General features: G+C 59.2%; 21 protein-coding genes and 1 other RNA gene. 8 read left to right on the top strand and 14 right to left on the bottom strand.

The features are described from left to right. Positions 1-4: 4 nt before the first annotated feature. Together ftsH and rlmE are read right to left on the bottom strand one after the other, a co-directional pair. Complete coding sequence (gene ftsH, locus AO268_RS17735) at positions 5-1,915, bottom strand: ATP-dependent zinc metalloprotease FtsH (protein WP_076962741.1); 1,911 nt, start codon at positions 1,913-1,915, stop codon at positions 5-7. A 200-nt stretch (positions 1,916-2,115) separates the two neighbouring features. Further along, positions 2,116-2,766, bottom strand: a complete 651-nt coding sequence (rlmE, locus tag AO268_RS17730) for a 23S rRNA (uridine(2552)-2'-O)-methyltransferase RlmE (RefSeq protein ID WP_032862906.1) — start codon at positions 2,764-2,766, stop codon at positions 2,116-2,118. A gap of 105 nt (positions 2,767-2,871) precedes the next feature. Between rlmE and AO268_RS17725 the strand changes: the two genes are divergently transcribed. Further along, complete coding sequence (locus AO268_RS17725; protein ID WP_029298992.1) at positions 2,872-3,180, top strand: YhbY family RNA-binding protein; 309 nt, start codon at positions 2,872-2,874, stop codon at positions 3,178-3,180. Positions 3,181-3,188: 8 nt separating this feature from the next. Here the strand turns inward: AO268_RS17725 and AO268_RS17720 are convergent, their stop codons facing one another. The 8 genes from AO268_RS17720 to grpE all read right to left on the bottom strand — a co-directional run bounded on the left by AO268_RS17720 (position 3,189) and on the right by grpE (position 13,665). After that, positions 3,189-3,593 carry an MFS transporter gene (locus AO268_RS17720; RefSeq protein WP_099169419.1) on the bottom strand — a complete coding sequence of 135 codons (405 nt, stop codon included), beginning with the start codon at positions 3,591-3,593 and terminating at the stop codon, positions 3,189-3,191. 28 nt (positions 3,594-3,621) lie between these two features. After that, positions 3,622-4,098 (bottom strand): transcription elongation factor GreA, encoded by a 477-nt coding sequence (greA, locus tag AO268_RS17715; protein ID WP_032862903.1) that lies wholly within the window; start codon positions 4,096-4,098, stop codon positions 3,622-3,624. Further along, the gene (gene carB, locus AO268_RS17710; RefSeq protein ID WP_099169414.1) at positions 4,095-7,316 is read right to left on the bottom strand and encodes a carbamoyl-phosphate synthase large subunit; all 3,222 of its coding nucleotides are present in this window, start codon (positions 7,314-7,316) and stop codon (positions 4,095-4,097) included. The genes greA and carB overlap by 4 nt, the downstream gene beginning before the upstream one ends. A 105-nt stretch (positions 7,317-7,421) precedes the next feature. Then, positions 7,422-8,558, bottom strand: a complete 1,137-nt coding sequence (carA, locus tag AO268_RS17705; protein WP_076962739.1) for a glutamine-hydrolyzing carbamoyl-phosphate synthase small subunit — start codon at positions 8,556-8,558, stop codon at positions 7,422-7,424. Positions 8,559-8,817: 259 nt separating this feature from the next. Next, on the bottom strand, positions 8,818-9,624 hold the full coding sequence (gene dapB / locus AO268_RS17700) for a 4-hydroxy-tetrahydrodipicolinate reductase (protein WP_099169413.1): 807 nt from the start codon (positions 9,622-9,624) through the stop codon (positions 8,818-8,820). A gap of 10 nt (positions 9,625-9,634) precedes the next feature. Next, positions 9,635-10,759, bottom strand: coding sequence for a molecular chaperone DnaJ (dnaJ, locus tag AO268_RS17695; protein ID WP_076962737.1), 1,125 nt, complete (start codon positions 10,757-10,759; stop codon positions 9,635-9,637). Between the two features lie 316 nt (positions 10,760-11,075). After that, positions 11,076-12,992: a molecular chaperone DnaK gene (gene dnaK / locus AO268_RS17690; RefSeq protein WP_099169412.1), complete on the bottom strand. Its 1,917-nt coding sequence runs from the start codon at positions 12,990-12,992 to the stop codon at positions 11,076-11,078. A gap of 103 nt (positions 12,993-13,095) precedes the next feature. Beyond that, positions 13,096-13,665: a nucleotide exchange factor GrpE gene (grpE, locus tag AO268_RS17685; protein ID WP_038445951.1), complete on the bottom strand. Its 570-nt coding sequence runs from the start codon at positions 13,663-13,665 to the stop codon at positions 13,096-13,098. A 232-nt stretch (positions 13,666-13,897) separates the two neighbouring features. On the opposite strand from grpE, the gene recN reads away from it, so the two are divergent. After that, positions 13,898-15,571: a DNA repair protein RecN gene (recN, locus tag AO268_RS17680; protein ID WP_099169411.1), complete on the top strand. Its 1,674-nt coding sequence runs from the start codon at positions 13,898-13,900 to the stop codon at positions 15,569-15,571. A gap of 95 nt (positions 15,572-15,666) precedes the next feature. Here the strand turns inward: recN and fur are convergent, their stop codons facing one another. Next, positions 15,667-16,071, bottom strand: coding sequence for a ferric iron uptake transcriptional regulator (gene fur, locus AO268_RS17675; protein WP_010562662.1), 405 nt, complete (start codon positions 16,069-16,071; stop codon positions 15,667-15,669). A 98-nt stretch (positions 16,072-16,169) separates the two neighbouring features. On the opposite strand from fur, the gene AO268_RS17670 reads away from it, so the two are divergent. Further along, a complete protein-coding gene (locus AO268_RS17670) occupies positions 16,170-16,697 on the top strand; it encodes an outer membrane protein assembly factor BamE (RefSeq protein WP_076962734.1) in 528 nt (175 codons plus the stop codon). 61 nt (positions 16,698-16,758) lie between these two features. Here the strand turns inward: AO268_RS17670 and AO268_RS17665 are convergent, their stop codons facing one another. Beyond that, positions 16,759-17,073 carry an RnfH family protein gene (locus tag AO268_RS17665; protein ID WP_176561389.1) on the bottom strand — a complete coding sequence of 105 codons (315 nt, stop codon included), beginning with the start codon at positions 17,071-17,073 and terminating at the stop codon, positions 16,759-16,761. After that, positions 17,066-17,500, bottom strand: a complete 435-nt coding sequence (locus tag AO268_RS17660; protein WP_032862891.1) for a type II toxin-antitoxin system RatA family toxin — start codon at positions 17,498-17,500, stop codon at positions 17,066-17,068. The genes AO268_RS17665 and AO268_RS17660 overlap by 8 nt, the downstream gene beginning before the upstream one ends. Positions 17,501-17,668: 168 nt before the next feature. On the opposite strand from AO268_RS17660, the gene smpB reads away from it, so the two are divergent. Continuing rightward, positions 17,669-18,151: an SsrA-binding protein SmpB gene (gene smpB, locus AO268_RS17655; protein WP_029299012.1), complete on the top strand. Its 483-nt coding sequence runs from the start codon at positions 17,669-17,671 to the stop codon at positions 18,149-18,151. A 64-nt stretch (positions 18,152-18,215) separates the two neighbouring features. Here smpB and AO268_RS17650 read toward each other — a convergent pair whose 3' ends face one another. Beyond that, the gene (locus AO268_RS17650; RefSeq protein WP_076962733.1) at positions 18,216-18,983 is read right to left on the bottom strand and encodes an FCD domain-containing protein; all 768 of its coding nucleotides are present in this window, start codon (positions 18,981-18,983) and stop codon (positions 18,216-18,218) included. A gap of 260 nt (positions 18,984-19,243) precedes the next feature. On the opposite strand from AO268_RS17650, the gene AO268_RS17645 reads away from it, so the two are divergent. From AO268_RS17645 to ssrA, 4 genes are all read left to right on the top strand, one after another. Beyond that, positions 19,244-20,938 carry a lactate permease LctP family transporter gene (locus AO268_RS17645; RefSeq protein WP_099169410.1) on the top strand — a complete coding sequence of 565 codons (1,695 nt, stop codon included), beginning with the start codon at positions 19,244-19,246 and terminating at the stop codon, positions 20,936-20,938. Positions 20,939-21,064: 126 nt separating this feature from the next. Continuing rightward, positions 21,065-23,899: an FAD-binding and (Fe-S)-binding domain-containing protein gene (locus tag AO268_RS17640; RefSeq protein WP_099169409.1), complete on the top strand. Its 2,835-nt coding sequence runs from the start codon at positions 21,065-21,067 to the stop codon at positions 23,897-23,899. A gap of 101 nt (positions 23,900-24,000) precedes the next feature. Beyond that, a complete protein-coding gene (locus AO268_RS17635) occupies positions 24,001-24,285 on the top strand; it encodes a hypothetical protein (protein WP_099169408.1) in 285 nt (94 codons plus the stop codon). Positions 24,286-24,387: 102 nt separating this feature from the next. Then, positions 24,388-24,781, top strand: a transfer-messenger RNA (tmRNA) gene (gene ssrA, locus AO268_RS17630). Positions 24,782-24,815 lie beyond the last annotated feature (34 nt).

The following is a 24,815-nucleotide window of genomic DNA, read 5'->3' as shown; positions in this document are numbered from 1 at the left end:
AGCCTTAAAGGTCGGCAGCCGGGCCGCCGATTGGGGTTTCCGGGCGTTCGTTCTGTACCACAGGCGGCGTGCCTGAAGTACCCGAACCGCCTTCCCAATCACGAGGCTCGCGAGGCGTACGGCCAGCCATGATGTCGTCGATCTGCTCGGCATCGATGGTCTCGTACTTCATCAAGGCGTCAGCCATGGCGTCGAGCTTGTCACGGTTATCGGTAAGGATCTGCTTAGCCGTGCCGTAGCACTGGTCAATGATGCTGCGCACTTCAGAGTCGATCAGCTTGGCCGTCTCGCCAGAGAAGCTGGCACCTTGACCGCCACCGCCACGCCCCAGGAACACTTCGCCTTCTTCCTCGGCATACATCAGCGGCCCGAGCTTTTCCGACAGCCCCCACTTGGTGACCATATTCCGGGCAATCTGGCTGGCACGCATGATGTCGTTGGAAGCACCGGTGGTCACACCGTCAAAGCCCAGGGTCATCTCTTCAGCGATACGGCCGCCGTACAGCGAGCAGATCTGGCTGATCAGGGCGCGCTTGGAGAGGCTGTAGCGATCCTCTTCCGGCAGGAACATGGTGACACCCAGCGCCCGGCCACGCGGAATGATCGACACCTTGTAGACCGGGTCATGCTCAGGCACGACGCGACCGACAATGGCATGACCAGCTTCGTGGTAAGCGGTGTTCTGCTTCTCTTTCTCGGACATAACCATGGATTTGCGCTCGGCGCCCATCATGATCTTGTCCTTGGCCAGCTCGAATTCCTTCATCTCGACAATACGCTTACCGGTACGGGCCGCGAACAGCGAGGCCTCGTTCACCAGGTTGGCCAGGTCGGCACCGGAGAACCCAGGGGTCCCACGGGCAATCACGCCTGGAGCCACGTCATCGCCCATTGGCACTTTGCGCATATGGACCTTGAGAATCTGCTCACGGCCACGAATATCTGGCAAGCCCACCACCACCTGGCGGTCGAAACGACCCGGACGCAGCAGCGCCGGGTCAAGTACGTCAGGACGGTTGGTGGCGGCAATCACGATGATGCCGTCGTTCATTTCAAAGCCGTCCATCTCCACCAGCAACTGGTTGAGAGTCTGCTCACGCTCGTCGTGACCACCGCCCATGCCAGCACCACGATGGCGACCAACGGCGTCGATTTCGTCGATAAAGATGATGCACGGCGCGTGCTTCTTGGCCTGCTCGAACATGTCACGCACACGGCTGGCACCCACGCCGACGAACATCTCGACGAAGTCGGAACCGGAAATGGTGAAGAACGGCACCTTGGCTTCGCCGGCAATCGCCTTGGCCAGCAAGGTTTTACCAGTACCCGGAGGACCAACCATCAGTACACCGCGAGGAATACGACCACCCAGGCGCTGGAACTTGCCCGGATCACGCAGGAACTCGACCAGTTCGCCGACTTCTTCCTTGGCTTCGTCGCAACCGGCAACGTCAGCCAGGGTGGTCTTGACCTGATCTTCGGAAAGCAGGCGTGCCTTGCTCTTGCCGAAGCTCATCGGCCCGCCCTTGCCCCCCGCACCGCCTTGCATCTGGCGCATGAAGAACATGAACACGGCAATAATCACCAGGATCGGGAAACTGGCCACCAGGAGCTGGGTCCAGATGCTCTGTTGCTCAGGCTGCTTGCCCTCGACGACCACCTTGTTGTCCACCAGGTCGCCGATCAGACCGTTGTCCTGGATCGCCGGACGAATGGTCTTGAAGCTGTCGCCATCAGTGCGCTTGCCGGTGATCACGTAGCCATCAACCGCCACGCGCTCGACCTTGCCATCCTTAACTTGCTGGATGAAGTCGGAATAGTTGAGGGTCTGCGGCTCGTTAGGGCTGGAGAAGTTGTTCATCACCGTCACCAGGACAGCCGCGATGATCAACCACAGGATCAGATTCTTTGCCATATCGTTCAATTAACTACCCTCTGAAGCAAGCTCCGCTACTGGCGCGCGCTTCGCATGATATTCACCGGCCTAACTTACTACATTACCTACAACTCTGGCAGGCGCCGTCTGTAACCCTTTGTGAAACTTTGACTACACAATATTCGTAAAGCTTCGTGACGAAAGCGATTTAAAAAAACCTATCGCCTACCTCGAATTTCTCAAAAACGCTCTTCGCTCGCAGCGCCCTCGACACCGCGGAAGCCGCGGCACAACAAATACTGCTCCCTGGATCTGTCCCGGGAGGAGTCAGGCTTGCGCGTCTGCACCTTGTCGAACAACTTGCGAATGTTCTTGTGGTACTCGTCAAAACCTTCGCCCTGGAAGACCTTCACAAGGAAATCTCCACCCGGACGCAAAACCCGACCTGCCAAATCCAGCGCCAATTCACAGAGGAACATCGCGCGCGGCATATCAACGGCCGGTAATCCACTCATATTGGGGGCCATGTCGGAAATCACAAGGTCTACTTGCGAATTTCCTACCGCCTCAAGGATCTGCGCAAGTACGGCGTCCTGGGTGAAGTCACCATGAACAAAGGTCACATCCGGGATACTGTCCATTTCCAGGATGTCGGACGCGATCAGACGCCCCTGCCCACCAATCAGACGACTGGTCACCTGGGACCAACCACCCGGGGCGGCACCCAGGTCAATAACGCTCATGCCCGGGCGGATCAACTTGTCCTTGTCCTGGATCTCCAGCAGCTTATAACTGGCCCGTGAACGATAGCCGTCCTTCTGCGCCTTTTTGACGTAAGGATCGTTGAAATGCTCTTGCAGCCACTTAAGGCTAGTTTTGGAACGGGCCACAGGCCACCTCGAAAATAAAACGGGTCGTGATTAACTGGGCGGTCCCGGACTCGCTCGGGTAAACTGGCCGCCGCTTTTTACAAGATCAGACGCAGGGGTCAGATTATGCCGCTCACTCAAGAGCAGAAGAAACAGTACAAATCCATTGGCCACCATCTGAAACCAGTTCTGATTGTGGCAGACAACGGTTTGACTGAAGGTGTGTTAGCCGAACTTGAACGCGCATTAGGCGATCACGAGCTGATCAAGATCAAGGTCAACATCCTTGATCGCGAAGCACGCCTGGCCGCCATTGCAGAACTGTGCAAGGTGGGCAAGGCGGACCTGGTTCAGGTCATCGGCAAGATGGCGCTGCTGTATCGCAAGAATTTCAGCGCCAACAAGCAACTGTCGAACGTTCATCGCTTCAAATGATTCAAGGGTCACGGGCGTGCTTCGCGCGCCCCGCCACTCCATCCCGGCGCCGGCTGTACCACCAGCACCAAGCCAGAAAACCCTAGCACAAGATAGCTGAACAGCTGCCAGCGCAACGCTTCCGGCAGCAGCATGCGCACCACGCAATACATTGCGCACGCATACAGCGCCATCAACAGCAGTTGCCCACGCATATCCCGCCGCAAACTTCCCAAGCCTTCGGCCTTGACCAGCACCAATGCCTGGAGCGTCACGCACGCCGCCGCAAATCCCACCAGCAGCGCACTCAATAATCCGCCGATCTCATCGATCAGCAACGGGGCCAGGCCAATCATGCCCAGCACCGGCAATACACCCAGATGCAACAGCCACAGCCCGCCGACCCAGAGCATCTGGGCCAGCTGCCAAAGCACGGCGCCCACGCGAAGCGGGCGCCGCCGTTCAGATGTGACGAACTTCGACAATCTCGTACTCGATCACGCCACCCGGCGTCTTGACGGCCACCACATCCCCTTCTTCCTTGGCGATCAAGGCGCGGGCCAGCGGCGAACCGACGGAGATCTTGCCGAGCTTGAAGTCAGCCTCGTCCTCACCCACGATGTGGTAAGTCACGCTTTCATCCGTCTCGACGTTGGCGATTTCCACCGTCGTGCCGAAAATCACCTTGCCGGTCTTGGGGATGGTCGTGACATCGATGATCACCGCATTCTGCATGCGCCCCTCGATATCACGGATCCGCGCCTCGACCATACCCTGCTGCTCACGGGCAGCGTGGTATTCGGCGTTTTCCTTCAAGTCACCCAACTCACGGGCCGTACCGATGTCCTGGCTCAGCTTTGGACGTACGACCTTGGTCAGGTGAGCGTGCTCCTCTTCCAGGGCCTTGGCGCCCTGGACAGTCATAGGGTATTTGATCATGCCTTCAATCCTGCGTGTAGATCCTGCAAGCGACGCACGGTCTTTTCCGGACCGAACTTGAGCGCTTCACAGATGGCTTCGCCAGCAGCAATGGTGGTGGTGCAGTAGATCTTGTGCTGCAAAGCGTTACGACGAATGGAGTAGGAGTCCGCGATCGACTGACGACCTTCAGTGGTGTTGATGATCAGGGTGACTTCGTCATTCTTGATCATATCGACCACGTGTGGACGGCCTTCCGTTACCTTGTTCACGCGACGCACTTTCAGGCCAGCCGCTTCAATCAGCTTGGCGGTCCCGGCAGTGGCCACGACTTCAAAGCCCAAGTTGATCAGATCACGGGCCACACCTGCAACCAGCGGCTTGTCATCATCACGCACGCTGATAAACGCAGTACCGCCGGTCGGCAGCACTTCGCTGGCGCCCATCTGGGCCTTGGCGAATGCTTCGCCGAAGGTATCGCCCACACCCATCACTTCACCGGTGGACTTCATCTCCGGGCCCAGGATCGGGTCCACGCCAGGGAATTTGGCGAATGGGAACACCGCCTCTTTCACACTGTAGAAGTTCGGAATGATTTCCTTGGTGAAGCCGATTTCCTTCAAGGTCTTACCGGCCATCACGCGGGCGGCAATCATCGCCAGGGACACGCCGATGCACTTGGAAACAAACGGTACGGTACGCGAAGCACGTGGGTTAACTTCGATGACGTAGATGTCTTCGCCTTGCAGCGCCAACTGTACGTTCATCAGGCCGACCACACCCAGTTCCAGGGCCATTTTCTTGACCTGCTCGCGCATCTCGTCCTGGATGTGCAGCGGCAGCGAGTACGGCGGCAGGGAGCACGCGGAGTCACCGGAGTGAACACCCGCCTGCTCGATGTGCTGCATGATCGCGCCGATCACCACGTCGGTGCCGTCGCAGACCGCATCCACGTCCATCTCGATGGCGCAGTTGAGGAAGTGATCCAGCAGCACCGGGCTGTCGTTGGACACTTTCACCGCATCACGCAGGTAGCGCTTGAGTTCGTCTTCTTCGTAGACGATCTCCATCGCCCGGCCGCCCAGCACGTAGGACGGACGCACCACCAGCGGGTAGCCGATTTTGCTGGCTGCACGGATGGCTTCGTCTTCGCTGCGCACGGTAGCGTTTGGCGGCTGGCGCAGGTTCAGGCGCTCGACCATTTGCTGGAAGCGCTCACGGTCTTCGGCACGGTCGATGGCGTCAGGGCTGGTACCGATGATCGGCACGCCGGCCGCTTCCAGGGCACGCGCCAGTTTCAGCGGGGTTTGCCCACCGTACTGCACGATCACGCCTTTGGGCTTCTCGACGCGACAGATTTCCAGCACGTCTTCCAGGGTTACCGGCTCGAAGTACAGGCGGTCGGAGGTGTCGTAGTCAGTGGAAACAGTTTCCGGGTTGCAGTTGACCATGATGGTCTCGTACCCGTCTTCGCGCAGGGCGAGGGCGGCGTGTACGCAGCAGTAGTCGAACTCGATACCCTGGCCGATACGGTTTGGACCACCGCCGAGGATGATGATCTTGTCGCGGCCCGACGGCGCGGCTTCGCACTCTTGCTCGTAGGTGGAATACAGGTACGCGGTGTCGGTGGCGAACTCTGCGGCACACGTGTCAACGCGCTTGTAGACCGGGAAGATATCCAGCTTGTGGCGGTGGGTGCGCAGGTTCTTCTCGGTCACGCCCAGCAGCTTGGCCAGACGCTGGTCGGAGAAGCCTTTGCGCTTGAGGCGGAACATCAGGTCGCGGTCGATCGAGGAAAGACCCAGGGTCTTGACCTTCTCTTCTTCCTTGATCAGATCTTCGATCTGCACCAGGAACCACGGATCAATCATGTTCATGCCGAAGATGTCTTCGACGGTCATGCCCGCGCGGAAGGCATCAGCCACGTACCAGATACGCTCGGCGCCCGGCACCGTCAGCTCGCGCTTGAGGATGCTCATGCTTTCCGGGCTGCTCAGGTCGAGTTTCTCGTCCAGGCCGCAAACGCCCACTTCCAGGCCGCGCAGGGCTTTCTGCAGGGACTCCTGGAAGGTCCGGCCGATGGCCATGACTTCACCGACCGACTTCATCTGAGTGGTCAGGCGGGCGTCGGCTTTCGGGAACTTCTCGAAAGCGAAGCGTGGCAGCTTAGTGACGACGTAGTCGATCGACGGCTCGAAGGACGCCGGCGTAGCACCGCCAGTGATTTCGTTTTGCAGCTCGTCCAAGGTGTAACCGATCGCCAGCTTGGCAGCGATGCGTGCAATCGGGAAGCCGGTAGCTTTTGATGCCAGCGCCGAAGAACGCGATACACGCGGATTCATCTCGATCACGACCATGCGGCCGGTGTCCGGGCAGATACCGAACTGAACGTTGGAACCGCCGGTTTCAACGCCGATCTCACGCAGTACCGCCAACGAGGCGTTACGCATGATCTGGTATTCCTTGTCCGTCAGGGTTTGCGCAGGAGCCACGGTGATCGAGTCACCGGTGTGCACACCCATCGGGTCGAAGTTTTCGATCGAGCAGACGATGATGCAGTTGTCCTTTTTATCGCGGACAACTTCCATCTCGTACTCTTTCCAGCCGATCAGGGATTCGTCGATCAGCAGCTCTTTGGTCGGCGACAGATCCAGACCGCGCGCGCAGATTTCCTCGAACTCTTCACGGTTGTAAGCGATACCACCGCCGGTGCCGCCCATGGTGAAGGACGGACGGATAATGCACGGGAAGCCCAGTTTTTCGAGAACCGCGTTGGCCTCTTCCATACTGTGGGCGATACCCGAGCGCGGGCAATCGAGGCCGATCGACTTCATGGCCTTGTCGAAACGCGAACGGTCTTCAGCCTTGTCGATGGTGTCGGCATTGGCGCCGATCATTTCTACGCCAAACTTTTCCAGGACGCCTTCGCGCTCCAGGTCCAGGGCGCAGTTCAATGCAGTCTGGCCACCCATGGTCGGCAGCAGTGCGTCTGGACGCTCTTTCTCGATGATCTTGGCAACGGTCTGCCATTTGATCGGTTCGATGTAGGTGGCGTCGGCCATGTCCGGGTCGGTCATGATGGTGGCCGGGTTGGAGTTCACCAGGATGACGCGGTAACCCTCTTCGCGCAGGGCCTTGCAGGCCTGGGCGCCGGAGTAGTCGAATTCGCAGGCCTGGCCGATAACGATCGGGCCAGCGCCGAGAATCAGGATGCTTTTTATGTCTGTACGTTTTGGCATGGGTTTGTCACTCAAATCCGCAGGTCAGTCGGCAAGCCGTCTTGAACAATCCTTGAAGAGCCTGCGGGGGCCACCGAGATTCGGGGCCGCCCGCAAGCCACTCAGTCAGCGTCGCTTGGCCATCTCATTGATGAAGCGGTCGAACAGCGGCGCTACGTCGTTCGGGCCCGGGCTCGCTTCAGGGTGGCCCTGGAAGCTGAACGCGCTCTTGTCGGTGCGCTCGATACCCTGCAGGGAACCGTCGAACAGCGATTTGTGAATGGCGCGCACGTTGGCCGGCAAGGTGGCTTCATCCACCGCAAAACCGTGGTTCTGGCTGGTGATCATCACCACGCCCGTGTCCAGGTCTTGTACCGGGTGGTTGGCACCGTGATGGCCATGACCCATTTTCAGGGTCTTGGCGCCGGAGGCCAGGGCCAGCAGTTGGTGACCGAGGCAGATACCGAACACCGGGATCTCGGTGTCCAGCACGTCCTTGATGGCTTTGATCGCGTAGTCGCATGGCTCAGGGTCACCCGGGCCGTTGGACAGGAACACACCATCCGGTTGCAGGGCAAGTACGTCGGCGGCCGGAGTTTGCGCCGGCACCACGGTCACGCGGCAACCGCGCTCGACCAGCATACGCAGGATGTTGTACTTCACGCCGTAGTCATAAGCGACCACATGGTAAGGCAGCTCACTGGCTTCAATAGTCGCGTGGCTGTCGGTCTTCAAGTCCCAGACAGTGGAGCGCCATTCGTACTGTTCTTTGGTGCTGACGACTTTAGCCAGGTCCATGCCTTTCAGGCCGGGGAAGCCCTGCGCTGCAGCAATCGCCGCGTCTTCGCTAATATTGTCACCCACCATGATGCAGCCGTTCTGCGAGCCTTTTTCCCGCAGGATGCGCGTGAGGCGGCGCGTATCGATACCGGCAATCGCCACCACATTGTTGGCTTTCAGGTAATCGGACAGCGACATCGTGTTACGCCAGTTGCTCGCAACCAGTGGCAGGTCACGAATCACCAGACCGGCCGACCAGACACGATCAGACTCGACGTCTTCCGGCGTAGTACCGGTGTTGCCGATGTGCGGATAGGTCAGGGTAACGATCTGCTGGGCGTAGGAAGGATCGGTAAGGATTTCCTGATAGCCGGTCATGGCGGTGTTGAACACCACCTCTCCAACGGTCTGACCGTCGGCTCCAATGGCTTCGCCGCGAAAAATGCTGCCATCAGCAAGGGCGAGTATGGCTGGCTTAGTCAAGAAGACCTCCCGTAAATAAAGCCTGAAAGGGCGATCGCAGGTTGTAAAAAAGCGGAGTGACGTATGGACACGTCACCCCGCTTCTTCACTGAATTATTCTGCGCGCTTTTAGTGGACACACTAAAGCTGTAGCTTACAGAAAAAGGCTATTTTGGTCCACCGCTAAAGAGCCTAAAAGGCAGGAGAATGCGACAGGACGTCGCTTAGCGGGTAAAAACGGGGCCCTAGAGTAATACCCAGGGCCCGTTTTTGCTACTGATTAACGCAGATCCAGCACGTCTTGCATGTCATAGAGGCCCGCTTCGCGGCCCTCCAGCCACAATGCGGCGCGCACTGCGCCCTTGGCGAAGGTCATGCGGCTGGAGGCCTTGTGGGTAATCTCCAGGCGCTCACCTTCGGCAGCAAACAGCACCGTGTGGTCTCCCACCACGTCACCGCCGCGCACGGTAGCAAAGCCAATGGTTTCACGCTCGCGCGCGCCGGTATGACCTTCGCGGCCATACACCGCGACTTTCGACAGGTCGCGCCCCAAGGCATCGGCAATCACTTCACCCATACGCATGGCCGTCCCCGATGGCGCATCGACCTTGTGCCGGTGATGGGCCTCGATGATCTCGATATCCGCCTCATCACCCAGCACCCGCGCCGCCATGTCGAGCAACTTCAGCGACAGGTTGACGCCCACACTGAAGTTGGCGGCAAACACGATAGGAATATCCTGGCCCGCCGCGACGAGCAATTGCTTCTGCTCGGCACTCAGGCCGGTGGTGCCAATCACCATGGCCTTGCCCGCCTTGCGGCAGAACGCCAAGTTTTTCAGCATCACGTCTGGCAGGGTGAAGTCGATCAACACATCGAACTCTTCAACCACTTGCTCCAGGCTGCCGGACAACGCCACACCGATGCGCCCCAACGAGGCCAACTCACCCACATCGGCGCCGATCAGCGTACTGCCCGGGCGTACGATCGCCGCCGTCAGGCCCGACAGAGGCGAGCGCTGCTGCACCGCCTCCACCAGGTTCTTGCCCATGCGCCCGGCGGCGCCCATCACTGCTATACGTCGCATATCCAGGTCCTTACAGGTCGCCGAAGAAGCGCTTCACGCCTTCAAACCAACCAGCGGTCTTGGGTGAATGGGAGCCATCACCGTCCAGCGAACTGCGCAACTCTTCGAGCAACTCACGCTGGCGACGATCCAGGTTGACCGGGGTCTCGACGGCCACACGGCACATCAAGTCGCCCGCACCGCCGCCACGCACCGGTGCAACACCTTTGCCACGGATCCGGAACTGCTTGCCGGTCTGCGTCCCCTCAGGGATCTTCAGCTTGACCCGACCATCGAGAGTCGGAATCTCCAACTCGCCGCCCAGGGCCGCATCGACAAAGCTGATCGGCACTTCGCAGAACAGGTGCTTGCCGTCGCGCTGGAAGATCGAGTGCTCGCGCACATTGATCACCACGTACAGGTCGCCCGTCGGGCCACCCTGCGTACCCGCCTCGCCCTCGCCCGACAACCGGATGCGGTCGCCGGTATCGACACCCGCCGGCACTTTCACCGACAAGGTCTTGTACTCTTCGACACGCCCCTCGCCATGGCAGGAATCGCACGGATCGGAAATGATCTTGCCCTGGCCATGGCAACGCGGGCAGGTCTGCTGCACCGAGAAGAAGCCCTGCTGCATGCGCACCTGGCCGATACCGCCACAGGTCGGGCAAGTGATCGGCGAAGAGCCCTTCTTGGCACCCGAACCGTCGCAAGGCTTGCAGTTGACCAGCGTCGGCACGCGGATATTGACGCTGGTGCCGCGCACGGCTTCTTCCAGGTTCAGCTCCAGGGTGTAGCGCAAGTCGCTGCCACGCTGGGCACCGCCGCGCTGACCGCCGCGACCGCCACCAAAGAAGTCGCTGAATACATCGCCGAAGATATCGGAGAAATTCTGCCCGCCAAAGCCGGCACCGCCACCCCCCATGCTCGGATCGACACCGGCATGGCCATACTGGTCGTAGGCTGCACGCTTGTTCGGGTCACACAAGCATTCGTAGGCCTCATTGGCCTCTTTGAACATTTCCTCGGATTCTTTGTTATCCGGGTTACGGTCCGGGTGGTGCTTCATCGCCAGGCGACGGTAGGCCTTCTTCAGGTCCGCCTCGCTGGAGCCGCGCTCCACACCCAACACTTCGTAATAGTCACGCTTTGCCATAAGTCTTTGCACTCTTAAGGACGTCCGGCAAAACCCTCCTGAGCCTGCCAAACTCGTTGAGCCCCAATACAGGCCCGGACCCAACTCACGTCAAATTCAACGATCCTGGTCTTTACTGCTTTCAGCCGAGACCCAGCTAAAAACGCGGTGACTGTCGATCGCAAAGCAGGAGCATTCCCGATCACACCGCCAGCATCCGAACCTTGTCGCATGCTGTAAAAATTCCCGTACCCCAGACACGCCAACGCGGGAGCAAGCTCCCGCGCGGCGACATCCTACCAGTCACCGCTTGATAGCGGTCAACCGGGCGACCAACTTACTTCTTGTCTGTAACGTCTTCAAACTCGGCATCGACAACGTCGTCGTGCTTGGCTTCAGGTTCTGCCTGTTGCGCAGCACCGTCAGCTGGCTGGCCTTGCTCGGCGTACATTTTCTGAGCCACTGGCGCGGAGACTTTCGACAGCTCCTCAACCTTGGCTTCGATGGTGGCCTTGTCATCGCCTTTAACGGCGGCTTCCAGGGCAACCACGGCGGCTTCGATTGCGGCCTTCTCTTCAGCCGTCACTTTATCGCCAGCATCCGCGATCATTTTGCGTGTCGAGTGAACCAGTGCATCACCCTGGTTGCGGGCAGCGGCCAGTTCTTCAAACTTGCGATCTTCCTCGGCGTTCTTTTCAGCATCGTTGATCATCTGCTGAATTTCTTCCTCGGACAGGCCGGAGTTGGCCTTGATCACGATCGACTGGGTCTTGCCGGTGGCCTTGTCCTTGGCGCCTACGTGCAGAATGCCGTTGGCGTCGATGTCGAAGGTCACTTCAATCTGTGGCACGCCACGTGGTGCTGGTGGAATCTCGGCCAGGTCGAACTTGCCCAAAGACTTGTTCTGCGCAGCCTGCTTACGCTCACCCTGCAGCACGTGAATGGTCACTGCGCCCTGGTTGTCATCGGCAGTCGAGAACACTTGCGATTTCTTGGTAGGAATCGTGGTGTTTTTCTCGATCAGCGCAGTCATCACGCCGCCCATGGTTTCGATACCCAGGGTCAGCGGGCTGACGTCCAGCAGCAGCACGTCTTTCACGTCGCCGGCCAATACCGCACCCTGGATGGCAGCACCCATGGCAACCGCTTCGTCCGGGTTCACATCTTTACGCGCTTCTTTACCGAAGAACTCGGTGACCTTCTGCTGCACCAGCGGCATACGGGTCTGACCGCCCACCAGGATCACGTCGTTGATCGCGCTAACGTCGATACCCGAATCTTTCAGAGCAATGCGGCAAGGTTCGATGGTGCGTTGAACCAGGTCTTCAACCAGCGATTCCAGCTTGGCGCGCGAGATTTTCACGTTCAAGTGCTTGGGACCGGTGGCATCTGCGGTGATGTACGGCAGGTTCACGTCGGTCGAATTGCTCGAAGACAGTTCGATCTTGGCTTTTTCAGCGGCTTCTTTCAGGCGCTGCATCGCCAGCGGGTCACCCTTGAGGTTCATGCCGCTTTCTTTCTTGAATTCGTCAACGAGGTAGTCGATCAGACGAATGTCAAAGTCTTCACCGCCCAGGAACGTGTCGCCGTTGGTCGCCAACACTTCAAACTGGTGCTCGCCATCGACTTCAGCGATTTCGATCACGGAAACGTCGAAAGTACCGCCACCCAGGTCATAAACGATCACGGTGTGGTCGCCCTTGGCCTTGTCCATGCCGTAGGCCAGAGCCGCCGCAGTAGGTTCGTTGATGATGCGTTTTACGTCCAGGCCCGCAATGCGGCCGGCGTCTTTGGTCGCCTGGCGCTGGCTGTCGTTGAAGTAGGCCGGAACGGTGATCACCGCTTCAGTCACAGCTTCACCAAGGTAGTCTTCGGCAGTCTTCTTCATCTTTTTCAAGATTTCAGCCGAGATTTGCGGCGGCGACATTTTCTGGCCGTTCACTTCAACCCAGGCGTCACCGTTGTCGGCCTTGGCGATTTTGTACGGCACCATCTTGATGTCTTTCTGTACGACTTCTTCGTCGAACTTACGACCGATCAAACGCTTCACCGCGTACAGGGTGTTGTGCGGATTGGTCACAGCCTGACGCTTGGCGGACTGGCCTACCAGGATTTCGCCATCATTGGCGTAAGCCACGATGGAAGGGGTAGTACGTGCGCCTTCGGCGTTCTCAATCACCTTGGAAACGCCGTTTTCCAGCACGGAGACGCAGGAGTTGGTAGTCCCCAGGTCGATACCGATAATTTTGCCCATGATTCACTCTCCCGAAACTTTGGATTTGGTTGCCGCAGCAGTGGTGGCTAACTGCGGTAGCACTTAAACGCTTGACTTATAAATGGGGTCGTTACGAACGATTTCAAGCCTGCTCGTCAATCGACGGCGAAACCGGTGCGGGAGCCTTGCTCACCACCACCATCGCCGGGCGCAACAGGCGACCGTTGAGCTGGTAGCCCTTCTGGAACACTTTCAACACGCTATTGGGCTCAAGGTCAGCATTTTCCTGCATGGCCATGGCCTGGTGATGCTCCGCGTTGAACGGCTCGCCGCCTTGTGGATCGATGGCTTCCAGCTGATAACGCTTGAGGGTGTCCTGGAACATTTTCAGGGTCAGCTCGATCCCTTCGCGCATGGCACGGATGTTTTCGTCGTCCGGGCTGGACAGCTCCAGGCCGCGTTCCAGGCTGTCGATGATCGGCAACAGATCACCGGCAAACTTCTCCAGCGCAAACTTGTGGGCCTTTTCTACATCCTGCTCGGCGCGGCGGCGGACGTTCTGCAGATCGGCAGCAACACGCAAAGCCTGATCCTGAGCGCCTGCCAGTTGCTCTTCGAGCACCTGCACACGAGCCGCCAGGTCTTCACCCGCTGCCTGCGAGGCCTGGTTGGCGTCTGGGTTTTGCGTATCCAGCGTCTGTTCGTCAGCCATAATTTTCTCCTTTCGAAATCCTGCGCGAACTCAACTCGCGCTTCTGTTCCGGTATATGGGGCCACAATTTCCAGGTTCAAGGGCCGACATACCTCGACTCACACTTTCCCGCACATTCCCCATCGCACTAAAAAAAGCCGTTATCCAAGCAAATTGAGCTAAGTCACAGGATTGTCAGCGCCAAACAAAACACTGTATAAATAACCAGACCTAAAGCCTGGGAGCAGCCGTCATGCTGGTTCACCTGTCCGTACATAACTACGCCATTGTCGAGCACCTGGATCTTGAACTGGATCGCGGGATGAGCGTAATCACAGGCGAAACCGGCGCCGGCAAGTCGATCATGCTCGACGCCCTGGGCCTGACCCTGGGTGATCGCGCCGACAGCGGCGTGGTTCGCCCCGGTGCAGACAAGGCCGATATCCTGGCGACCTTTGACCTGGCAGATATCCCGGAAGCCAGCGCCTGGCTCGCCGAGCGCGACCTGGATAACGACGGCCCGTGCATCCTGCGCCGCGTAATCACTGCCGAAGGTCGCTCCCGGGGCTATATCAATGGCACGCCCTGCCCCCTCGGCGACCTGAAAGCCCTTGGCGAGCTGCTGATCGACATCCACAGCCAGCACGAACATCAATCCCTGCTGAAAACCGACACCCACCGCCGCCTCCTGGATGAATACGCCGGTGCCACCGACCTGGCGCGCCAGGTGCAATTGGCTGCACAGCGCTGGCGCCAGACCCGCCAGGAGCTGGAGCGCCTGTCCAATTCCGGCGATGAACAGCGCGCTCGCCACCAACTCCTCAGCTATCAGTTGGAAGAACTGGAAAGCCTGGGCCTGGGCGAAACCGAGCTGGAACAGCTGGAGCAGGAGCACAAGAACCTGACCAATGCCGAAACCCTGCTGGGCATCTGTCGCCAGGTGGTCGAGCAATGCAGCGAAAGTGACTCCGGCAATGTGCTGAATGCGCTGACGGCCAGCCTTAACCGCCTGTCGAGCGTGAACAGCGGCTCGGGGTCACTGAGTGAAGCCACCACCCTGCTGACCAGTGCGCAAATCCAGGTAGAAGAGGCCGTGGGCGAACTGAACCGCTTCCTTGACCACTTCGATGCCGACCCGGCACGCCTGCAAGAGATCGAAGAACGTCTCGACACTATTTATACCCTGGCGCGCAAACATCGGATCCAGCCAACCGAAGTGGCGGCCATGCAGCAAAAGCTGCTGGACGAGATCGAAACCCTGAATGCCAATGATGAATCCATCGAACGCCTGGGCGACGAACTCGCCTCTTTTGCCCGGCATTACCAGGAAAAGGCCCGGGAACTGAGCGACCTGCGGCACCAAGCTGCAACCGGGCTGGCTTGCGCCGTGGAGCAGGAAATCCAACGCCTGGGCATGCCGGGCGGGCGCTTCACCATCGAGTTGCACGCCAATAGCGGCAATGAACTGCAGCCCAACGGCCTGGAGCAGGTCGAACTGCTAGTGAGCGCCAACCCCGGCCAACCTCTCAAGGCACTGGCCAAAGTGGCGTCTGGTGGCGAACTGTCACGGATCAGCCTGGCAATCCAGGTCATTACCGCCCAGACCTCCCGCGTACCGACCCTGGTATTCGACGAAGTGGACGTGGGGATCGGCGGGCCGACCGCAGAAATTGTCGGCCAATTGTTGCGCCGCCTGGGTGAGCGCGGGCAAGTACTGACCGTTACCCACTTGCCACAGGTGGCAGCACAGGGGCACCAACATCTGTTTGTACATAAGGTACGGGGCAGCGACGCGACGCGTACAGCCGTGTCCAAGCTGAACAAGACCGAGCGGGTGGAAGAAGTCGCACGCATGCTCGGCGGCATCGACCTGACCAAAGAGTCCCTGGCCCACGCGAAAAAAATGGTGGTGACGGCGAAGGCCTGAGCCCTTTCCACCCCGTTTTTTCCATCGGCAGAAAGCACGAAGGCGACCCTAGGGTCGCCTTCGATCGTTTCGCAGAACGAATCTGCGTAGCTTTCTTACTTTTTCTTACGTATGTACAGAACCAGATTGTGGTCCACCAAATCGAATCCATGCTCCTCAGCGATCTCATGCTGGAGCTTCTCGATTGCAGGACTGGTGAACTCGATAACCTCATTGGTATCCAGATCAACCATGTGGTCGTGATGACCACCGTCAGCCAGCTCGAAAACCGCATGACCGCCGTCGAAATTATGACGAACCACCAGCCCTGCGGCTTCAAACTGGGTCAGTACACGGTAAACCGTGGCCAGGCCGACGTCCTCGTTAGACTCCATCAGCGCCTTGTAGACATCCTCGGCACTCATGTGGCGCTGCTCGGCGGAATCGAGCATTTGTAGAATCTTGACTCGTGGCAGAGTCACTTTAAGACCGGCTTTGCGTAGTTCGCTATTTTCAACCATGGTTAGCTTTCTCGCGGATGCTGCTTCGCAGCTTCTCTTAATACGGGTATGATCGGCGTTTACGTTGTCCCAGCCAAGATAGTGGAAGTCGCCCACCGATGCAAAACACCAAGCTCTTGCTAACCAGTTTCACCCTTGTGGGACTGCTCGCACTCGCCGGTTGTTCATTCCCCGGGGTTTACAAAATCGACATCCAGCAGGGCAATGTCGTCACGCAGGACATGATAGACCAGTTACGCCCGGGAATGACCCGACGGCAAGTACGGTTTATCATGGGCAATCCCCTGCTGACCGACACATTCCATGCCGATCGCTGGGATTATCTCTATAGCCTGCAGCCTGGAGGCGGGGAACGCCAACAGGAGCGCGTCAGTGTCATCTTCAATGGCAACGACCAGCTCGTCAGCCTTTCCGGTGACTTCATGCCTGGCGTAAGCCGCGATGAAGCCCTGCTGGGCAAGGACAGCGGGACCAGCGTCACTGCGCCAGCGCAGAATGCTGAAAAGCCCAAGTCCGAGGTGCCGGCCAAGCCAGGCTCCTTGCTGGACACGATCCAGAAAGACATCGACAGTGTGGAAACCGTTCCGGTGCCGACGCCAGAACCCCTGGATACAAGCCCGCAATAATTTTCATCGTTCTACAAAAAGCCCGGCATGCCGGGCTTTTTGTTGCCTGCTATTTCACAGGCTAGGGGAGTTGCCGCCGAGCTCCGGCTGCTTTTGCCGCTCGCAGGCGCCTCACCTCTTTGGGATCCGCCAACAAGGGCCGATAAATTTCGATGCGATCGCCGACCTGCACGCTACGGGTTTCAGCATCCGCCACGACGCTGCCGAAAATCCCCAATGGGCAACGGGCGATATCCACATCGGGAAACTGCGCCGCAATGCCTGAAGCCAGCACCGCAGCCCTCAGGCTCGTACCCGGCGCAACCGCCAGGCTCAACAACCGTTGACGGTCTACCGCGGCGTAAACCACCTCAATCTCGATCAGTGACTCAGCCATGCAGTTGCTTGGCCCGCTGGCAAAACGCATCCACCAGGGTATTCGCGGCCTGATTGAACAGCGGCCCCAAGGTCGCCCGCACAATGGAACCGGCATAATCAAACGTCAGGTCCAGGCTGATCTTGCACGCCTTCTCCCCCAACGGCTTGAAGACCCAGACACCGTGCAGTTGAGTGAACGGCCCTTCTTCCAGATTCATCTCGATCGACCGCCCAGGGACCAGGACATTGCTCGTCACAAACTTCTGGCCAAGCCCCCCCTTGGACACCTCAAGACTCGCACGCATATGCTCATCGCTGCTCTCCAGCACCGTGGATGAAGAGCACCAGGGCAGGAAATCCGGGTAGCTCGCCACGTCGTTGACCAGGTCATAGAGCGCTTGCGCCGGGTAAGGCAGCAGGGCCGAGCGTTGAATATGCGTCGTCATGGGAGCGTTATTTCCGAAGCTGAGCGGCAAACATCGCGAAAAGACAGGCCGATTCGCGAGAGAAAAAAACCAGAAAACTGACGGTATTGTCCGGGATTCATCCAACACGCTCAAGCACACAGGTTGACCGTAGCCGACACGCTCGCAACTGCCTATAATGCCGCCCCTATGGCTAAACAAAAGAAACACCCAACAGGGACCATCGCGCAGAACAAAAAGGCGCGACACGATTACTTCATCGAACATCGGTTCGAGGCTGGTCTGGTCCTGGCCGGCTGGGAAGTAAAAAGTCTGCGTGCCAGCAAGTTGCAACTGGTCGACAGTTACGTGCTGCTCAAGGATGGCGAGGCCTGGCTGCTCGGCAGTCATATCACGCCGTTGATGACCGCCAGCACCCACGTAATTGCCGATCCGGTGCGTACGCGCAAGCTGCTGCTCAATGCCCGCGAACTGGAAAAGCTCGCCGCTGCCGTACAGCAGAAGGGCTACGCCTGCGTCTGCCTGTCGTGGTACTGGAGCAAGCACCTGGTCAAATGCGAGATCGCACTGGGCAAGGGCAAGAAGGAATACGACAAGCGTGATACCGAGCGCGAGCGCGACTCCAATCGGGAATTGCAGCGTGCCGTGCGCAACAAGGGCAAGGAAGACTGATCTTCCCCGCCCTTGATGCGGCCCGTGAGGCCAGGGAGCCTGCTCCCTGCGCCGCAATGCCCGGCTACATCCCCTTGCGGCGCTCCGCCCGGGCCATGCGCTGCACTTCCTGACGCACCTCTTCCAACACTTCCTGCACATACAGCAGGTGACGTGTTGAAACCTCGCGCGCCTGCTCTGCCCGCCCTTCGATAATCGCCAGGTACAGATCCCGATGCTGGCTGATCAGCATGTCCCGGGTTTCGGTACGCTGCTGGTACATGCCGCCGATATTGGTCACCACGTTACGCTTGAGCAAATCAAACAAGCCGCGAATGGTGTGCAGCAATACCGCGTTATGGCTGGCCTCGGCGATAGCCAAGTGAAACCGGGCATCGGCCGCACCTTCTTCAATACGGCTCACCTCATCATCACGCGTGTAACAATCCTGCAGCGCATCAAAGGCAGCAGTCAGCCGTTCGCGGTCCACCTCCGTGGCGCGCAACGCAGCGTAATAAGCACAAGACGCTTCCAGCGTCTGGCGAAACTCCAGCAGATCACGCTGGGCTTCAGGGTTGTTTTCCAGCAGATGCAGCAACGGATCACTGAAGGTTGAACCCAGCGTCTCCACCACATAATTGCCGCCGCCCTGACGACTGACCAGCAAGCCCTTGGCCGCCAGTTTCTGGATCGCCTCACGCAAAGATGGGCGCGATACACCGAACTGTTCAGCCAGTGCGCGCTCGGCTGGCAATCGCTCGCCCGACTTCAACGTGCCCTCAAGGATCATCCCCTCAAGCTGCTCGACAATATCGTCGGACAAACGGCGCTGACGCACCTGATCAAACGCCATAACTGACTCTCCACGATCCCGGCCACTCGCCGGGCCCTCTATTCTGGCCTATTGGCGCGCCATCGGCACCTATCAGAACCCCTTTGATTACACCGATCAGACCCCACGCCCAGCGCTATGCGACCAAAGTTTCTCAGGCGGCAAATTGACACACCACCCCGAAGGCTCTTAACCTAGCCAACAGCGATTGTAAATTGGTATTACCAATTATCCAAATCAGCTAACTATGCATGACCAACAACAATTAGGGGCCACCCCATATGCAAACCTGGCAACAGCTTTACAGCCCACTCGGCAGCCTTGGCCTGTCCGCACTGGCCGCCGTTATTCCCATCGTCTTTTTCTTCCTGGCCCTGGCGGTGTTTCGCCTTAAAGGTCATGTTGCCGGGAGCATCACCCTGGCGCTGTCGATCCTGGTGGCGATCTTTGCCTTCCAGATGCCGGTCGATATGGCATTCGCCGCTGCCGGCTACGGCTTTGCCTACGGCTTGTGGCCAATCGCCTGGATCATCGTCGCCGCGGTATTCCTCTACAAACTGACGGTCAAGAGTGGCCAGTTTGAAGTGATCCGCAGCTCGGTGCTGTCGATTACCGATGACCAGCGCCTGCAAGTGCTGCTGATCGGCTTCTGCTTCGGCGCATTCCTGGAAGGTGCTGCCGGTTTCGGTGCACCCGTGGCGATTACTGCCGCGCTGCTGGTCGGCCTGGGCTTCAACCCACTGTACGCCGCCGGCCTGTGCCTGATTGCCAATACCGCGCCAGTGGCGTTCGGCGCCCTGGGGATCCCGATCATCGTGGCCGGCCAGGTCACCGGCATCGATGCATTCAAGATCGGCGCCATGACTGGCCGCCAGTTGCCGCTGCTGTCGCTGTTCGTGCCGTTCTGGCTGGTGTTCATGATGGACGGTATACGCGGCGTCAAGGAAACCTGGCCCGCCGCACTGGTGGCCGGTTTGAGCTTTGCCATCACCCAGTACTTCACCTCCAACTTTATTGGCCCGGAACTGCCTGACATCACCTCGGCCCTGGCCAGCCTGATCTCCCTGACCCTGTTCCTGAAAGTCTGGCAGCCCAAGCGCACTGCGGGCGCACAGATTGCTGGCGCCACCTCCAGCGTTTCGATCACTGGCAGCGTCGGCGGTTTCGGCCAACCGCGCACATCTGTGGCTTCGCCTTACAGCCTGATGGAAATTTTCAAAGCCTGGTCGCCGTTCCTGATCCTCACCGTACTGGTCACCATCTGGACCCTCAAGCCGTTCAAGGCGATGTTCGCCGCCGGCGGGTCGATGTACAGCTGGGTGTTCAACTTTGCGATTCCGCACCTGGACCAGATGGTGGTCAAGGTTGCACCCATCGTCACCAACCCGACGGCCATTCCAGCCGTATTCAAGCTGGACCCGATTTCCGCCACCGGCACGGCGATTTTCTTCTCGGCACTGATCTCCATGCTGGTGCTGAAAATCAATTTCAAAACTGGTCTGACCACTTTGAAAGAGACTTTCTACGAGCTGCGCTGGCCGATCCTGTCCATCGGCATGGTGTTGGCGTTCGCATTCGTGACCAACTACTCCGGCATGTCTTCGACCATGGCCCTGGTCTTGGCCGGCACCGGCGCGGCATTCCCGTTCTTCTCGCCGTTCCTTGGCTGGCTGGGCGTGTTCCTCACCGGTTCCGATACCTCGTCCAACGCCCTGTTCAGCTCCCTGCAAGCCACCACCGCCCACCAGATCGGCGTCAGCGACACCTTGCTGGTAGCGGCGAACACCAGTGGCGGCGTAACCGGCAAGATGATCTCTCCACAATCGATCGCCGTGGCCTGCGCCGCGACCGGCCTGGTGGGCAAGGAATCCGACCTGTTCCGCTTTACCCTCAAGCACAGCCTGTTTTTCGCCACGATTGTCGGCCTGATCACCTACGCCCAGGCGTACTGGTTCACCGGCATGCTGGTGCACTAAGACCACAGGCAATACCGTAAGAACCGACGCCGCAGCCACCGTGCGGCGTCAGCTATTCACAACCCAGTCTGCTGGCCCCTGGCGCCAAGGCTCCCCAGACTGGGTGCTGCTGACCCTGGAGGCCCCATGAGTCTGCCCGTCGCGTTCCTTGATGCTGTCGCACGACTGATCCCGAAAGATCGACGCTTTGACGACCCTCTTTCCACCCTGGCTTTCGGCACCGATGCCAGTTTTTACCGACTAATCCCACAACTGGTGGTCCGCGTCGAATCGGAAGATGAGGTGGTCGAACTGCTGCAACTGGCACAACGCGACCGCGTGCCAGTGACCTTTCGTGCCGCCGGCACCAGCCTTTCCGGCCAGGCCATCAGCGATTCGGTACTGATCGTGCTCGGCGATAACTGGAACGGGCGCGAGATTCGTGGCCAAGGTACGCAAATCCGCCTGCAACCCGGGGTGATCGGGGCCCAGGCCAACGCCTGGCTCGCGCCGTTCGGGCGCAAGATCGGCCCGGATCCGGCGTCGATCAATGCCTGCAAGATCGGCGGAATCGTCGCCAACAATGCCAGCGGCATGTGCTGCGGCACCGCCCAGAACACCTACCACACCCTGGCCGGGATTCGCCTGGTGCTGGCCGACGGCAGCCGTCTCGACACCGAGGATGCCGCCAGCGTCGCCGCGTTCCGCGAGCAACATAGCCAGTTACTTGAGCGCTTGGCCACCCTGGGCCGCGAGACTCGGGCCAATTCTGAATTGGCTGCAAAAATTCGCCATAAATACCGTCTGAAAAACACCACCGGCCTGTCACTCAACGCCCTGGTGGACTTCGACGAGCCACTGGACATCCTCAGCCATTTGCTCGTGGGTTCCGAAGGCACCCTGGGCTTTATCAGCGCCGTGACCTACGACACGGTGATCGATCACCCGAACAAGGCATCGGCCCTGATCGTATTCCCCGATGTAGAAACCTGCTGCAACGCCGTGACCGTGCTGAAAACCCAGCCCGTGTCGGCGGTCGAGTTACTGGACCGGCGCAGCATGCGCTCGGTGCAAGACAAACCCGGGATGCCCGCGTTCGTACAACAGCTATCGGAAGGTGCCTGCGCACTCTTGATCGAATCCCGCGCAGCCTCGTCCACACTGCTGCATGAGCAACTGGCGCTGATCATGGCCTCGCTGGCCGAGTTCCCGGTCGAGCAGCAAGTCGACTTCACCGAAGACCCCGTGGAAAACGCGCGCCTGTGGGCCATCCGCAAGAACACCTTCCCCGCCGTCGGCGCCGTACGCAAAACCGGCACCACGGTGATCATCGAAGACGTGACCTTCCCGGTAGAGCAACTGGCCATTGGCGTGAATCGCTTGATCGAGTTGTTCGACAAACATCACTACGACGAAGCCATCCTTTTCGGACATGCCCTGGAAGGCAATCTGCACTTTGTGTTCACCCAAGGCTTCAACAGCGCGGAAGAAGTCACACGCTACCAGGCGTTCATGGATGACGTGGCGCAACTGGTGGCCGTGGAGTTCGGCGGTTCGCTGAAAGCCGAGCACGGCACCGGGCGCAATATGGCGCCCTTCGTCGAACTGGAATGGGGCAGCGATGCCTATCAATTGATGTGGCAACTCAAGCGCCTGCTCGACCCCAACGGCATTCTCAACCCGGACGTGGTGCTCAGCGAAGACCCGCAAATTCACCTTAAAAACCTCAAGCCCCTGCCGGCCGCCGATGAGATTGTGGATAAGTGCATCGAGTGCGGTTTCTGCGAGCCGGTGTGCCCCTCCAAGGGCCTGACCCTGAGCCCGCGCCAGCGCATTGTGATCTGGCGCGATATCCAGGCACGCAAACGCGCCGGCATCGACACCACCGAATTGGAAGCGGCGTATTACTATCAAGGCATCGACACCTGTGCCGCCACCGGCTTGTGCGCCCAGCGCTGCCCGGTAGGCATCAATACCGGCGACCTGGTGAAAAAACTGCGCAGCCGCGAAGCAGGCAGTACGAAAACTGCCGAGTGGCTGGCCAGCCATTTCTCCACTGCGCTGCAAGGTGCCCGTTTCACCCTGCATGTGGCCAACGGCGCACGCATGCTGCTCGGCGCTCCCCGCCTGGCGAAACTCTCAGCCTCCGTGACCAAGCTGTCCAAGGGACAAATCCCGCAGTGGACCAGCGCTATGCCACAGCCAGAAAAAGCCATCCGCTTCAGCCCTGCCGTCACCGATGAACGCCCGCGGGTGGTCTACCTCGCGGCCTGTGTCTCGCGGGCAATGGGCCCGGCAGCCGGCGACAAAGAGCAAATGTCGCTGTACGACAAAACCCGCGGCCTGCTGGAAAAAGCCGGCTACCAGGTAGTCATTCCGGACAACCCCGACAGCCTGTGCTGCGGCCAGCCCTTTGCCTCCAAAGGCTACGCCGAACAGGCCGAGCACAAACGCCAGGAACTGATCGGCGCCCTGCTCCACGCCAGCCGTGGCGGCCTCGACCCGATCTACTGCGACACCAGCCCCTGTACCCTGCGCCTGGTCCAGGACCTGGGGCAAACACGCCTGGACCTCTACGACCCGGTCCGTTTTATCCGCACCCACCTGATGGACCGCCTGGACTTCACACCCCAGGACGCGCCGATTGCCGTGCACGTCACCTGCAGCACCCAGCATCTGGGCGAAAGCCAGGCCCTGATCGACTTGGCCCGGCGTTGCAGCAACAATGTGGTCATCCCCGAAGGCATCCACTGCTGCGGGTTTGCCGGCGACAAAGGCTTCACTACGCCGGAACTCAACGCCCACTCCCTGCGCTCCCTCAAGGACGCCGTGCAGTACTGCAGCGAAGGCATCTCCACCAGCCGCACCTGTGAGATCGGCCTGACCCAGCACGGAGGGATCGATTACCACGGCCTGGTCTACCTGGTCGACCGGGTGACCCAGGCCCGCGCAATAAAAACGAACCCCAGCGCACTGGCGTAGTCACTTGCTTAAGCCCCGGGCAACCGGGGCCGATCAATGACCTCGCCGGCTGCCCGCACATACCGCGCAGCATCGAGACCTCTTTGCACAAGGAGATACCTATGAAGCGTTCCGTACTGGCGGGTGTATTCGTTACCGCTGCGATGCTGACTTCCCCCGTATTTGCCGCAGGCAATGAAGCAGACTTGTGTCAGATCAATCTGGACAAGATCAACAACGGCAAGGCGCTGCTCGCCACCGACACCAGTGGCAAACGCGGCGAAATCGACACTGCCGCCTCCCAAGCCAAGGCAGCCCACGCGTCCGGCGATGAAAAGAAGTGTATCGAAATCACCACCAAGGCCCTGCAAGACTTGCAGAACCTGGACAAAGGCGGCAACCCATAACCCGCCAACCGCTCAAGCCCCACCTTTCGGGTTGGCCTTCTGTGACCGTTTGACGTACACTGCACAGGCTTGTCACTCACGATTACACCGAGTAACAAGCACGGGGCCGTTTAGGATTCGACGCCGGTTGCGAACCTTTAGGTGCATGCCGAGTTGGTAACAGAACTCGTAAATCCACTGTTGCAACTTTCTATAGTTGCCAATGACGAAACCTACGGGGAATACGCTCTCGCTGCGTAAGCAGCCTTAGCCCTTCCCTCCTGGTACCTTCGGGTCCAGCAATCATCAGGGGATGTCTGTAAACCCAAAGTGATTGTCATATAGAACAGAATCGCCGTGCAGTACGTTGTGGACGAAGCGGCTAAAACTTACACAACTCGCCCAAAGCACCCTGCCCTTCGGGTCGCTGAGGGTTAACTTAATAGAAACGGCTAAGCATGTAGTACCGACAGCAGAGTACTGGCGGACGGGGGTTCAAATCCCCCCGGCTCCACCACTTGATCATCTAAAGACGTCCACGGACGTCTTTT

This window comes from Pseudomonas sp. ICMP 8385 (assembly GCF_002699915.1).
Lineage (GTDB): Bacteria > Pseudomonadota > Gammaproteobacteria > Pseudomonadales > Pseudomonadaceae > Aquipseudomonas > Aquipseudomonas gessardii.
Note: the sequence above shows the minus strand (reverse complement) of the source record. Positions and strands in the feature narration are given on the sequence as shown.

Excerpts from the sequence above, each read along its gene's own strand:
- dapB (WP_099169413.1), bottom strand. The coding sequence starts at position 9,624 with ATGCGACGTATAGCAGTGATGGGCGCCGCCGGGCGCATGGGCAAGAAC.
- AO268_RS17660 (WP_032862891.1), bottom strand. The coding sequence starts at position 17,500 with ATGACGACGCATATTCAACGCTCGGCCCTGCTGCCTTACCCGGCGCAA.
- fur (WP_010562662.1), bottom strand. The coding sequence starts at position 16,071 with ATGGTTGAAAATAGCGAACTACGCAAAGCCGGTCTTAAAGTGACTCTG.
- AO268_RS17635 (WP_099169408.1), top strand. The coding sequence starts at position 24,001 with ATGAAGCGTTCCGTACTGGCGGGTGTATTCGTTACCGCTGCGATGCTG.
- dnaJ (WP_076962737.1), bottom strand. The coding sequence starts at position 10,759 with ATGGCAAAGCGTGACTATTACGAAGTGTTGGGTGTGGAGCGCGGCTCC.
- smpB (WP_029299012.1), top strand. The coding sequence starts at position 17,669 with ATGGCTAAACAAAAGAAACACCCAACAGGGACCATCGCGCAGAACAAA.
- AO268_RS17725 (WP_029298992.1), top strand. The coding sequence starts at position 2,872 with ATGCCGCTCACTCAAGAGCAGAAGAAACAGTACAAATCCATTGGCCAC.
- carB (WP_099169414.1), bottom strand. The coding sequence starts at position 7,316 with ATGCCAAAACGTACAGACATAAAAAGCATCCTGATTCTCGGCGCTGGC.
- greA (WP_032862903.1), bottom strand. The coding sequence starts at position 4,098 with ATGATCAAATACCCTATGACTGTCCAGGGCGCCAAGGCCCTGGAAGAG.
- AO268_RS17645 (WP_099169410.1), top strand. The coding sequence starts at position 19,244 with ATGCAAACCTGGCAACAGCTTTACAGCCCACTCGGCAGCCTTGGCCTG.
- AO268_RS17650 (WP_076962733.1), bottom strand. The coding sequence starts at position 18,983 with ATGGCGTTTGATCAGGTGCGTCAGCGCCGTTTGTCCGACGATATTGTC.
- ftsH (WP_076962741.1), bottom strand. The coding sequence starts at position 1,915 with ATGGCAAAGAATCTGATCCTGTGGTTGATCATCGCGGCTGTCCTGGTG.
- AO268_RS17670 (WP_076962734.1), top strand. The coding sequence starts at position 16,170 with ATGCAAAACACCAAGCTCTTGCTAACCAGTTTCACCCTTGTGGGACTG.
- dnaK (WP_099169412.1), bottom strand. The coding sequence starts at position 12,992 with ATGGGCAAAATTATCGGTATCGACCTGGGGACTACCAACTCCTGCGTC.
- recN (WP_099169411.1), top strand. The coding sequence starts at position 13,898 with ATGCTGGTTCACCTGTCCGTACATAACTACGCCATTGTCGAGCACCTG.
- grpE (WP_038445951.1), bottom strand. The coding sequence starts at position 13,665 with ATGGCTGACGAACAGACGCTGGATACGCAAAACCCAGACGCCAACCAG.
- AO268_RS17640 (WP_099169409.1), top strand. The coding sequence starts at position 21,065 with ATGAGTCTGCCCGTCGCGTTCCTTGATGCTGTCGCACGACTGATCCCG.
- AO268_RS17665 (WP_176561389.1), bottom strand. The coding sequence starts at position 17,073 with ATGGCTGAGTCACTGATCGAGATTGAGGTGGTTTACGCCGCGGTAGAC.